Source organism: Virgibacillus kekensis, assembly GCF_042654125.1.
In the GTDB taxonomy this organism is placed as follows: domain Bacteria; phylum Bacillota; class Bacilli; order Bacillales; family Amphibacillaceae; genus Lentibacillus; species Lentibacillus kekensis.
This window is the reverse complement of sequence record NZ_JBHSFU010000004.1, coordinates 109802-121619: the sequence shown is the minus strand read 5'-3', so window position 1 is coordinate 121619 and position 11818 is coordinate 109802. Positions and strand designations below refer to the sequence as shown.

The 11818-nt window shown below is 45.0% G+C and carries 12 protein-coding genes; all 12 read left to right on the top strand.

Going from position 1 to position 11818, the window contains the following annotated elements; genetic code table 11:
* Window positions 1-149: 149 nt before the first annotated feature.
* The 12 genes from ACFO3D_RS05010 (at window position 150) to ACFO3D_RS04955 (ending at window position 11793) form a co-directional block, all read left to right on the top strand.
* A complete protein-coding gene (locus tag ACFO3D_RS05010; protein ID WP_390293543.1) occupies window positions 150-1091 on the top strand; it encodes a 5-oxoprolinase subunit C family protein in 942 nt (313 codons plus the stop codon).
* Between the two features lie 9 nt (window positions 1092-1100).
* A complete protein-coding gene (locus ACFO3D_RS05005) occupies window positions 1101-1682 on the top strand; it encodes a pyroglutamyl-peptidase I (RefSeq protein WP_390293542.1) in 582 nt (193 codons plus the stop codon).
* Between the two features lie 12 nt (window positions 1683-1694).
* A complete protein-coding gene (locus ACFO3D_RS05000) occupies window positions 1695-2189 on the top strand; it encodes a DUF1648 domain-containing protein (protein WP_390293541.1) in 495 nt (164 codons plus the stop codon).
* A gap of 67 nt (window positions 2190-2256) precedes the next feature.
* Window positions 2257-3435: an MDR family MFS transporter gene (locus ACFO3D_RS04995; protein ID WP_390293540.1), complete on the top strand. Its 1179-nt coding sequence runs from the start codon at window positions 2257-2259 to the stop codon at window positions 3433-3435.
* Entirely contained in the window at window positions 3428-4168 is a 741-nt protein-coding gene (locus ACFO3D_RS04990) for a Cof-type HAD-IIB family hydrolase (RefSeq protein ID WP_390293539.1), read from the top strand. Before ACFO3D_RS04995 ends, ACFO3D_RS04990 begins: the two co-directional genes overlap by 8 nt.
* 219 nt (window positions 4169-4387) lie before the next feature.
* On the top strand, window positions 4388-4570 hold the full coding sequence (locus ACFO3D_RS04985) for a cold-shock protein (protein ID WP_390293538.1): 183 nt from the start codon (window positions 4388-4390) through the stop codon (window positions 4568-4570).
* Between the two features lie 282 nt (window positions 4571-4852).
* Window positions 4853-6376, top strand: coding sequence for an aldehyde dehydrogenase (adh, locus tag ACFO3D_RS04980; protein WP_390293537.1), 1524 nt, complete (start codon window positions 4853-4855; stop codon window positions 6374-6376).
* 157 nt (window positions 6377-6533) lie between these two features.
* Entirely contained in the window at window positions 6534-6887 is a 354-nt protein-coding gene (locus ACFO3D_RS04975; protein WP_390293536.1) for a DUF779 domain-containing protein, read from the top strand.
* Window positions 6888-7269: 382 nt separating this feature from the next.
* On the top strand, window positions 7270-8223 hold the full coding sequence (locus tag ACFO3D_RS04970; RefSeq protein WP_390293535.1) for an ABC transporter ATP-binding protein: 954 nt from the start codon (window positions 7270-7272) through the stop codon (window positions 8221-8223).
* A complete protein-coding gene (locus tag ACFO3D_RS04965) occupies window positions 8220-8996 on the top strand; it encodes an ABC transporter permease (RefSeq protein WP_390293533.1) in 777 nt (258 codons plus the stop codon). The genes ACFO3D_RS04970 and ACFO3D_RS04965 overlap by 4 nt, the downstream gene beginning before the upstream one ends.
* A 75-nt stretch (window positions 8997-9071) precedes the next feature.
* Window positions 9072-9854, top strand: a complete 783-nt coding sequence (locus tag ACFO3D_RS04960; protein ID WP_390293532.1) for a carbon-nitrogen family hydrolase — start codon at window positions 9072-9074, stop codon at window positions 9852-9854.
* A 322-nt stretch (window positions 9855-10176) separates the two neighbouring features.
* Window positions 10177-11793 (top strand): M14 family metallopeptidase, encoded by a 1617-nt coding sequence (locus ACFO3D_RS04955; protein WP_390293531.1) that lies wholly within the window; start codon window positions 10177-10179, stop codon window positions 11791-11793.
* Window positions 11794-11818: the final 25 nt, after the last annotated feature.

The following is an 11818-nucleotide window of genomic DNA, read 5'->3' as shown; positions in this document are numbered from 1 at the left end:
GGGAGAGAAGCCATCAATCTGGGGAGATGCAGACCCAAAGTTAGGAGAGTAGCCGTTAATCCGAGGAGAGAAAACATCGTTCTCGGGAGTGGGAGCTTCAATCCCGGGAGAGTCCCTTGTCAAATATATACAAAAGTGGTGAAGAGACTATGAATAGTCAACAAATTTTTAATGTCATAAAGCCTGGTGCGTTGACGACGTTTCAGGATCTTGGCCGGACTGGATATCAGAAATATGGTGTGCCGGTGTCGGGTGCTATGGACAAGTATGCGCTGCAGGTGGCTAATATCCTTGTGGGCAATCCGCGTGATAGCGTATGCCTGGAGGTCACGCTGATGGGGCCGACACTCGAAGCCACTGCTGAACATCCCATTACACTCGCAATCACCGGAGCGGGACTGAAACCGATGCTTAACAAACAGCCAATTGATATGTGGAAGACATTCCGCATGAAGCGAGGGGACAGGCTCTCGTTTGGTGGACATGTTACCGGGGTTCGAGCGTATATTGCGGTTGCCGGCGGTTTTGATGCTCCATCATTCTTTAAAAGTCAGTCTGCCGATGTGAACAGTGGTTTTGGCCATGCCCTAAAGGAAAACGATGACATTTATGGTTATCCCGCTGAGGCAGCGTCCGGTGTTGGGCTGACAACCCCGCCCACATATGAAAAGTCAATTGAGGTGTCGGTCGTCGAAGGGCCACATTCCGATATGTTCACCGATGAGGGGCGCGCGAAATTTTTCAACACTGTCCATACCGTTGAGGCGAATTCCAATCGAATGGGCTATCGGCTGAACTCCGTGAAAATCGAACAAAAACCCGGGTCCACGGATATTTGGTCGGATGCTGTGCCATTTGGCGGAATTCAGATTCCGAATAATGGGTCACCAATTATCTTAATGGCGGACCGGCAGACGACGGGTGGATATCCGCGAATCGGTACGGTAATTTCAAGCGACCTGCCGAAAGTTGCTCAGCTGGTGCCTAAAGGCGAAATCCGCTTCAAACCGATATCCGTTGAAGAGGCGCAGTATCGTGCAATCGCAATGGAAGAATCATTATACAGATTGGAAAAGTTAAGAATAAATTGAGGTGTTTTTTTGAAAAAATTATTGTTATCCGGATTTGAACCATTTCTTGAGTTTCCCATTAACCCGACGACTGAAATCTCGAATTCCTTAAACGGGCAAACTATCAACGATTTTCAGGTTATCGGTGAGGTTCTTTCCGTGGATTTCCAAAAATCAGGCAAACAACTGCTGGATTTAATGGAAAAATATCAGCCGGATGCTATTATATCGCTTGGGCTTGCGGCAGGGCGCAACTGGATAACACCGGAGCGGATTGCCATCAATTGTAACGATGGGCCGGTGGATAACAACGGTCACAAACCAAATGGCGAAAAGATTTTCGAGGACGGTCCGGATGGTTATTTTTCCAAACTGCCAATCTATCAGATTGTGGAGAAGCTGGAGGAGGCGGGACTCCCGGCGAAAATTTCCGATACGGCAGGAACGTATCTTTGCAATAATGTGATGTACTATGGTCTCCATCACTTTGATGGGCCGACAGGTTTCATACATATACCGGCATCGCATAAACTGGCTATTGAGAAGAAAATGCCGAGCTGGTCGCAGGATGACCTGCTTCAGGCGATTAAACTAGCAATTGAATGTTTATAAAAGGAGAAAAAGATGAAAAAGCAACCTAAAATCGATGTCCCACCGTCCATGTGGGAAAAGTTTTTTAATCTGCTGTCTGCAATCCTGATTATCGCTTTATGGGTTTATGCTGCACAGGCATACAGTACGCTCCCGAAAGAGATTCCTACTCATTTTGACGGAAGTGGGGTACCTGATGAATGGGGCAGTAAAAAAACAATCTTCATCATGCCTGGTATCGCCCTGATTACGTTTGTGCTTATGTATTTTGCATCAAAGAAACCACATCTGTTCAATTACCCTATGAAAGTGACCGAGGAGAATGCCCATCGATTATACCCGCTGGCGAAAACTTCGATGGCGATCATAAACTTTGAAATGGTGTTATTATTTTCGTATATTACTTGGGGGATGATCCAATCAGCCAAGGATGATAGCGGACTGGGAGTAGGTTTCGTCATCGCGGCTCTGCTAATTCCGCTGATTACTTCGATTATTTTTATGGTGAAAATGAATAAGGTTAAATAATATTGCTTAGGCTCCCGAAATATATTAAAATAAGCTGAATGAGTTGGGAGAAAGCGGGATGATGGGGATGCCAAAACTTGTTTGGCTGTTAGTGATAGGAACGACAATTAATGTGACAGGGGCCTCATTCCTGTGGCCGCTGAACACGATATATATGCATAATGAACTCGGTAAAAGTCTAGCTTTTGCGGGGTTCATTTTGATGTTTAATCAGGGTGCTTCGATTGCGGGGAACCTGATTGGTGGTATGCTGTTTGACCGGTTCAGCGCATATAAAACGATATTGATCGGGACAGGCCTCGCATTTGGAGCAGCAGTTACGCTATCATTTTTTCATAGTATTTTGCCGTATGCGATTTTGCTGGTTTTAATAGGCTTTGGTGCCGGGATGACCTGGCCGGTGATGTTTGCGATGGCTGGTTCGGTTTGGCCGGAAGGTGGCCGCCGGGCGTTCAATGCTGTTTATGTTGCGCAGAATCTTGGTGTAGCGCTCGGTGCATCGGTAGGCGGATATGTAGCGAGTTTCTCATTTGATTATATTTTTATCGCGAATGCATCATTTTTTGGGGTGTTTTTTCTTCTGGTCCTGACAACATTTAGGCGAATGGATGATGAACGGGACCCACAGATGCATAAAAATATCCTTGGACAAAATAATAAAATCCGTGATAAAGCTGCATTTATAGCACTGCTTATCCTGTGTGGCGGTTTTCTGGTGATGTGGATTGCATACAGCCAGTGGCAGTCAACAATTGCATCGCATACACAGAATCTGGATATACCGCTTGACCTGTATAGTACCTTGTGGGCAATCAATGGATTTCTGATTGTACTTGGCCAGCCGTTGGTCAAATGGATTACGAACCGGATTACCAGCAATAAGGTGCAGATTTACGTTGGGAATGTTATTTTTCTGTTTTCGTTTATCGTCGCTATGTTCGCCGAGGAGTTTACGCTATTTGCGGTTGCCATGGTTATTTTGACAATCGGTGAAATGCTGGTATGGCCGGCAGTTCCGACACTTGCAAATGAGCTTGCGCCAAAAGGCCGGGTCGGTTTTTATCAGGGTATTGTTAACAGTGTAGGTGCGGGCGGGCGTATGATTGGTCCGTTACTGGGCGGACTGGTTGTCGACTTTTTTAATATACAGTTATTGTTCTTTGCTTTATTATTTATATTGTTGATTCCGTTTATAACAACACGGATATTTGATAACGGTGTAAAAGAGGAGCGTTCAAATGGATAGTATTAAACTCGTAGCATTGGATATGGACGGGACACTGCTGAACAGCAGGGAAGAGGTCTCGGAGTATACCGAAGAAATCATCGCAAAAGTACTGGAAGAGGATGTGCATGTGGTCTTGAGTACGGGCCGCTGGCTTGATGCATGTTACCCGTATGCGGAACAGCTTCGGCTTCGGTCGTATTTGGTTACAAGCAATGGTGGTGAAATATGGACGATCAATAAAGAACTGCGGGACCAGCACCTGCTTGAACCTGAACGCGTTCAGATGATGTGGGAACTTGGTGAGGAAATGGGTGTCAATTCGTGGATGGTGGCAACTGATAACGTATGGCGCCGCTCACGTCCGGATGATTTTTTTGCCCATAAATGGCTGAAATATGGATGCGACTCGCTCGATACCGATAAACTGGACAAGATTGTCGAGGAGCTTTCCTATTATCCGGAACTCGAGCTGACGAACTCGCTGCCGACTAATGTCGAGGTCAATCCGAAAGGCGTCAACAAGGCTAGTGCACTGAAGAAAGTTTGCGACGAGCTCAATATTACGATGAACAATGTGCTGGCAATGGGTGACAGCCTGAACGATATTAAAATGATTGAACAGGCAGGAATGGGAATTGCGATGGGGAATGCCCAGGAAGCGATTAAAAAAGCTGCCGACTATGTAACCGACACAAACGATAATAATGGGGTTGCCAAAGCACTTGAGAAATTTGTGCTGCAGGCGAAGTAATGTGTTGCGGCTTCCCCCGACCGGTATAATTTCATTCGTTTTCGCATAAAATAAGATAATAGGTTGATGTTCTCTTCCTTTTTTGGCAGACAGGAAGCTAAAGCTTTCCTGCTTGCATAAGCGCAACTAAGACATTCGCTGTAAATAATTACCGAACGTCTAGTTTTCTAATCTGAAAAGGAGTATAATGAGAGTAGTACCGTGAAAGGGGTTGCTGTAATGTCATTTTCCCGCGGGCCAAAAGAGCCAGTGCCAGAGGTAGAAACTAATGTGTGGTCTTGTACCAGTGACGACTGCGCAGGCTGGATGCGAGAATCATACAGTTTTGAAAAAGAACCAACTTGCCCATTGTGCAAATCAGCAATGAAGCAGGAAGTACGGGTTCTTCCGGAACTGAGCTAACTTAATGCACAAATGCAATTTATCTTTATAATTTTCACCGGGATGTCGGGATAGACATCTTTTGTACGTTATAGGGTTATTTAAAAACCGGCCTTTTTACAGGGCCGGTTTTTTGGTGTGTGTCATTATAAAGGTTATTGCGAACGTATAACTAGTAATAAAACGATAATTCAAATACTTGTAATAATTTAAAATTTATTGCTATAATCTAATATAGAGTCTCCACCAGGAATCCTTCATCAAATTTGTAACCGTTTACAATTAAAGGGAGGAATGTTTTGGATGCGATATGCTAATCCGAATACAGATGGTTCTAAGGTAAGCTTTAAAGAACGGTACGATAATTTTATTGGTGGTGAGTACAGGGCACCGGCTAACGGTAAGTATTTTGAGAACGTCAGCCCTGTAACCGGCAAGGTATTTTGTGAGGTTGCTAGATCCACGAAAGAAGACGTGGAGGCGGCAATTGATGCAGCACATGCTGCTAAAGATTCATGGGGAAAAACTTCAGTTGCAGAACGTGCAAATATACTTAATAAAATCGCTGACCGGATTGAGGAAAATCTGGAAACACTGGCAGTTGCAGAAACGTGGGATAACGGTAAGGCAGTTCGGGAGACATTAAATGCTGACATCCCGCTTGCAGTTGACCATTTTCGTTATTTTGCCGGGGCAATCCGGGCTCAGGAAGGCGGAATCAGCCAAATAGATAATGACACGGTGGCCTACCATTTTCATGAGCCGCTTGGGGTGGTCGGGCAAATTATCCCGTGGAACTTCCCGATCTTGATGGCAACATGGAAACTGGCACCAGCCCTTGCTGCAGGAAACTGCGTGGTACTGAAGCCGGCTGAACAAACGCCTGCATCGATTCATGTACTGATGGATTTAATCAAAGATTTACTGCCAAACGGCGTTGTGAATATTGTAAATGGATTTGGTGTGGAAGCTGGTAAGCCACTAGCATCCAACAGCCGGATTTCCAAAATTGCGTTTACCGGGGAAACAACAACCGGCCGCCTAATTATGCAGTACGCGTCTGAAAATATCATACCTGTAACACTTGAACTTGGTGGTAAGTCACCTAACATATTTTTCCCGGATGTCATGGATAAGGATGACGGATTTCTTGATAAAGCAATCGAGGGACTTGTCATGTTCGCCCTCAACCAGGGTGAAGTTTGTACCTGTCCGTCCCGTGCGCTTGTTCACGAGTCTATTTATGACGAATTCATGGAGCGGGCAATTAAGCGGGTAAAAGAAATTAAGATTGGTCATCCGCTTGATACCGACACAGCGATGGGTGCTCAGGCTTCCGAAGAACAGATGGAAAAAATCAAATCCTACCTCGATATTGGTAAGCAGGAAGGTGCCGAAGTGCTTGTCGGTGGTGAGGTAAATAAACTGGATGATGATGAGCTTGCGAACGGTTATTATATCCAGCCGACAATCTTTAAAGGCAACAACAAAATGCGTGTTTTCCAGGAAGAGATTTTCGGACCGGTTCTTTCGGTTACGACTTTCAGCGACGATGACGAAGCAATGGAAGTTGCCAATGATACCTTGTATGGCCTAGGTGCCGGTGTTTGGACACGAAATATTAACACTGCATATCGCTTCGGACGCGGTATTGAAGCAGGACGCGTATGGACTAACTGCTACCACCAGTATCCAGCCCATGCTGCATTCGGCGGATATAAGAAATCAGGTATCGGCCGTGAGAATCATCTCATGATGCTTGATCACTATCAGCAGACAAAGAATCTATTAATCAGCTACAGCGAAGGGGCTGCCGGATTCTTTTAAAAAATAACGAAGCTTGCAGGGGGAAATATAAGAGCGGGACACGGGGACAGTGTTGCTGTCCCTAAAAACCGGCAGCCTATTCGTCCCGCAATACAGCTATCACGGAAAAAGGGGCGTTCAGCCCCTTTTTCTACTATTTTTTGAAAGGGTGTGAAAAATGGTTGCTCGTGTAACGGCTACCGACGAAGCGCTGAAACTGATTCGAACACTTGTGGAGACACATGGACCACTGATGTTTCACCAGTCAGGCGGATGCTGTGATGGAAGTTCGCCGATGTGTTACCCCCGGGATGAATTCCGTGTCGGCGATTCTGACATCCTGCTAGGAAAAATCGGTGATACACCTTTTTATATTTCAAAAGACCAATACGAATATTGGAAGCATACCCAACTTATTATCGATGCGGTGAATGGCCGTGGCGGGATGTTTTCATTGGAAGGCCCCGAAGGTAAACGCTTCTTAACGCGCTCCAGGGTGTTTACCGAAGAGGAGCGGGCACAGTTAAGCTGAACGAAGAAGCCATGCAGCTGTAAGAATCGCTGCATGGCTTTTTTAGCGGGTAGGATTTCGCTGCTATAAGGATATATCCGCGAATCCGAAGGCGCTATCCGCCGATCGAGCATATATATCCGCGAACCCGACGGCGATATCCGCCGATCCAGCATATATATCCGCGAACCCGGGGTAGATATCCGCCGATCGAGGTTATATATCCGCGAACACGGGGTAGATATCCGCCAAACACCACCTTTTATCCGTAATCCGCCTACACGCCGCCGGAAGTTCAACCAAATCTCCGCCTTAAGACTGAGGCAGAAAACACCAGCCGACTGATTACATATTTTTTGAGGAAAGTATACTAGAGTTATAAAGCTTGAAAGGGGCATGAGGGATGGAAAGCATTATTAAGGTGAACGGCATCCAGAAGACATACAAAAAGCGAAAGACAAAAGAAGAGTTCAAGGCGGTTAAAGGGGTTTCGTTTGAAGTCGCAAAGGGCGAAATCGTTGGGTTGCTTGGGCCTAACGGTGCGGGGAAGACGACAACGATCAAAACAATCTGTGGGCTGTTGGTGCCTGACGAAGGATCGGTAACGATAAACGGCCATGATAGTGTACGAGATCGGAATAAGGCTCTTCGCCATATCAGTGCAGTCCTGGAGGGGAATCGTAATATTTACTGGCGGCTGACCGTTCAGGAAAACATGCAGTATTTTGCGGGTAACCGTGGTGTTCGGAAAAAAGAAATCCGGGAGCGGGTAGCGGAACTGCTTAAATTGTTCCGGCTAGAGGATAAAAAGAATGAACTCGTTAACAACCTCTCACGCGGTATGCAGCAAAAACTAGCAATCTGTGTGGCAATGCTCGCCGATACGGATGTTATCCTGCTGGATGAACCGACACTTGGTCTGGATGTGGAGACGGGGTATGAAGTCCGGGAGCTGCTCCGAAAAATCGCTTCCGAACAGGGGAAAACAATCATCATCAGTACCCACGACATGCCGGTTGTTCAGGACCTATGCGAGCGAACGATTATTATTAACGAGGGTAAGGTAATTGCCGATGATCGCGTTGATCACCTCCTGCAATTATTCGAAACCAGTGCATATCAAATCCATGTAAAAGAATCCATATCAGACCAGCAACAGGAGGTCCTCACCCGGCAATTCCCGCTGCACAGTTGGGAGGGGCTGAAACTTCAAGTGAATCTCGGGCAGGAGCAGGATATCTATGATTTAGTTGAAATTTTCAAGCGGGAGCAGACACCGATAGAAACGGTCACCCGAAGTGAAGTTAATTTTGAACAGGTATTCCGCAAACTTGTAAAAGAAGAGGTGGCATCATGACCGCATTTTTAAGTGTACTTAAAGCTAACACGATGATGGAATTTATCGAGCTGAAACGTTATAAAGCGAACACGATCAGTCTTCTTTTGACCTTTTACATTATTTTTATCGCGATGATGTTCGGTATTCAAGTTATAGGTGACCCGTCTCAGGCTGATACCAATATTCAGTTTGTGATTGTAAACTATATCTTCTGGTATTTTGCCATGATGGTACTTCAGTCGATCGGTTGGACGATATCAGATGAAGCGATGAAAGGGACGCTCGAACAGCTGTTTATGTCACCGATAAGTCCGTGGAAAATATTCCTGGCCCGAATGTTCGGCATGATTTCGAACCACTTTGTTCTCGTCGTATTCCTCTTATTTGTTTCTATGGCAACGGCCGGACAATGGCTTAATCTGAATCCGGTGGCAATCATTCCAATTCTGATTTTAACGCTTGCCAGTATGGTTGGAACCGCGTATATAATCGCGGGTATGGCGCTTATTTTCAAGCAGATCAGTGCGTTTCTTCAGATTCTGCAGTTTATCATTGCAGCGTTGACGTTTGTTCCATTATCGGTTGCACCTTATATGGTTCTTGCTCCGTTCGTTAAAGGAGTCGACATGACCCGCCAAGTGATGATTGAAGGTTATGTGTTGACTGACTTCACTGTTGCGGATTTTGTGTGGCTTATCGGAAATGCAATTGTATATGGTATCATCGGGATTGCCATTTACATTGCCTGCGAAAAGTATGCAATGAAAAAAGGGCTTCTCGGACACTATTAATCATTTAAAAGACCGCTATTCTTAACCGGATAGCGGTTTTTTTGGTATGATAAAAGAACAGGAGGGGTGACAACGGTGAAGAAAAAAATAGCTATGATTCAGTATGATATTGTGTTTGGTGATCCTGCGAAGAACAGGGAGCGTGCTGAAAAATGGATAGCGGAGGCTGCCGAAACTGAAGCGGAGATTATTTTGCTGCCGGAATTGTGGACGACAGGCTATGACCTGACCCGGCTTGATGAAATAGCTGACAAGGATGCAAAAGAATCAATTGAGTTCCTTTCCAACCAGGCGAAAAAGTGGAATGTTACATTTGTTGGCGGATCGGTTGCTGAACAATGTGAGGATGGTGTGCGTAATACGTTACTCGTAATAAACCAGAATGGTGAACTTGTCCATAAGTACAGCAAACTTCATCTTTTCCAGCTGATGGATGAGCACTTATACCTTGAAGATGGGCAAGATGAATCAGACTTCGAGCTTGACGGGGAAAAAGCTTCCGGATTTATATGCTATGATATCCGTTTTCCGGAATGGTTGCGTAAGAGTGCCGTGAACGGAACAAAAGTGATGTTTGTAGTGGCTGAGTGGCCTGCACCACGGATAGATCACTGGCGGGCACTGTTGCAGGCTCGTGCTATTGAAAATCAGTGTTTTATTGTAGCCTGTAACCGGGTTGGCGCCGATCCGAAAAATGAATTCGGCGGCATGTCGCTTGTAATCGACCCTTGGGGTGAAATAACTGCCGAGGGAAGCAGTGGTGAAGAAATCGTCACCACAGAAATAGATTTAGATCTCGTTGACGAGGTACGTGGACGAATCCCGATTTTCCAGGACCGGCGCGTTGATCGGTATTAAATTAAGAAACCTCAGAGGTGTGCACTAAGTTGCATGCCTTTTTTTATGTTCTCGATGGGCACCAAACTGGGACCTTTAAACTGAACTTCGCCTACTTTTCTACCAATAAATGGAAAACGCACCTCGAAAGTCCCTCCTCAAAAACACATCTTTCGACGCAAGGATTTATTATTCGTCAAAACGAAACTAGTTAAGAGAAGTTTTTTAAAAAATCGTATCAGGGGGTGACCTCAGAGAATTTCTATCAAGATCGATTAAAACTTTTAAGGAGGGCTTAACTATTCGAAAGATAAAAACGTTATCGATTCTAACAATTCTTTTAATGGTTACATCACTATTCGGGTCAGGACAGGCAAGTCAGGCGGCCACTGGAGATAACATCACCCCATACTTTGGTCAAATTTATGAGCAGCCTGAACAAGTATTGGAGTTATATGACTTACCTGGAGTTGAGCTAACTACTCCCGCATTTAAAGAAGGAAAAACCAAGTTTACGACTCAAGATGAAATGCTGACGTTTTTGCAGGAGTTAGATCAGTCAAGTGACGTAATGAAGATGGAAACAGCAGGGTACTCAATTGAAGGGCGTGAAATACCGTTATTAATTTTCTCAACTAGCGGTGATACGAATTCCTCTGACTTTGAAAATAAGACAACGGTTATGTTGGAGGGTCAGATTCATGCTAACGAACCTGCCGGTGGAGAATCCATGCTGGTGATGGCTCAAAAACTCGCTACAGGTAATTTGGGAGGGGACGTGCTTGAAGATATTAACGTCCTTATAGTTCCCAGAATTAATCCAGATGGTTCTTACTACTTCCAACGCTATACAGCGAATGGTTTAGATGCAAATCGCGATCATATGAAGCTGGAAACTCCAGAGGTTCAAACACTTCATAAAGTATTTAATGAATATCAGCCGGAAGTCGTCATCAGTGCGCATGAATACAGTGCATACCCTGGTAAGTTCCCGGATGTTGGAGAAGAGGGAGCTCTACCTTACCATGACATTCTATTGGCCCCAGGATTCAACCTGAATATTCCGGAGAAAATACGTAATAAGTCATCGAAATGGTTTGTTAAACAAGCATATAAAGACTTGCAGAAAAATGGATATTCTTCGTATCCGTATTACATCGTCGATCGGTCAGCAGATGAAACAACCATTACAGAAGGCGGACTAGAAGCGCGTATGGACACCAATGCATATGGCCTTCAGCCAAGTTTTACAATTCTTGTCGAAAGTCGTGGAATCGGCATAGGACGCGAAAATTTTGAACGCCGTGTTGCCGCAACAGTGGAAGCTCATACTAGTCTTCTTAAGTCCAGTGCCAAACGTGCAAAAGCAATTAAACAAGTCATCGACAATGTAAAAGCTAAGATTGTTCGTGACGGTGGTAAGATTGGCGATAACGATAAGATTGTGTTGGATAACGAGCGCCAGGAGTTACCAGGTCAGCAGCAACTTAAAGTGGTAGACATAGCAGAAGGATCAATCAAGCAGATACCAGTCAACTATTACAGTTCAGAAGAAGCGGTACCGACAATGGAGCGAGTTCGTCCAACGGCGTATATATTGCCGCCCGAGTCTCAGGAAATAGTGGAGAAACTGAAACTCCAGGGGGTAGAAGTTAAGTCACTTAATGAAACAAAAGAAATACCAGTCGAACGTTATAAAGTAACGGATAAAGTGGTCGAGGATGAGTTGTACCAAGGCCATCAAATCAATCATGTTACAACCGATATCGAGGAAATCACCCGCGAATTCCCGAAAGGAAGTTATGTCGTGAGTTCAGCCCAGCCAGCAGCCAACGTAATTGCTGTGGCCCTTGAACCAGAGTCTATCGATAGTTACGTTACCTTTAACTATCTACCAGTTGATGTTGGGGATGTTGTGCCTGTTTATCGCTATATGAAAGAAGAACCAGTGGTAGAATAATAGGTTTATAGTCTCTGAAAATATA

What these genes read in the sequence shown, in the direction of transcription:
- ACFO3D_RS04995 (WP_390293540.1), top strand. Translation starts at nt 2,257, where the DNA reads ATGCCAAAACTTGTTTGGCTGTTAGTGATAGGAACGACAATTAATGTG.
- ACFO3D_RS04955 (WP_390293531.1), top strand. Translation starts at nt 10,177, where the DNA reads ATGGTTACATCACTATTCGGGTCAGGACAGGCAAGTCAGGCGGCCACT.
- ACFO3D_RS04975 (WP_390293536.1), top strand. Translation starts at nt 6,534, where the DNA reads ATGGTTGCTCGTGTAACGGCTACCGACGAAGCGCTGAAACTGATTCGA.
- ACFO3D_RS05000 (WP_390293541.1), top strand. Translation starts at nt 1,695, where the DNA reads ATGAAAAAGCAACCTAAAATCGATGTCCCACCGTCCATGTGGGAAAAG.
- adh (WP_390293537.1), top strand. Translation starts at nt 4,853, where the DNA reads ATGCGATATGCTAATCCGAATACAGATGGTTCTAAGGTAAGCTTTAAA.
- ACFO3D_RS04965 (WP_390293533.1), top strand. Translation starts at nt 8,220, where the DNA reads ATGACCGCATTTTTAAGTGTACTTAAAGCTAACACGATGATGGAATTT.
- ACFO3D_RS05010 (WP_390293543.1), top strand. Translation starts at nt 150, where the DNA reads ATGAATAGTCAACAAATTTTTAATGTCATAAAGCCTGGTGCGTTGACG.
- ACFO3D_RS04990 (WP_390293539.1), top strand. Translation starts at nt 3,428, where the DNA reads ATGGATAGTATTAAACTCGTAGCATTGGATATGGACGGGACACTGCTG.
- ACFO3D_RS04970 (WP_390293535.1), top strand. Translation starts at nt 7,270, where the DNA reads ATGGAAAGCATTATTAAGGTGAACGGCATCCAGAAGACATACAAAAAG.
- ACFO3D_RS04985 (WP_390293538.1), top strand. Translation starts at nt 4,388, where the DNA reads ATGTCATTTTCCCGCGGGCCAAAAGAGCCAGTGCCAGAGGTAGAAACT.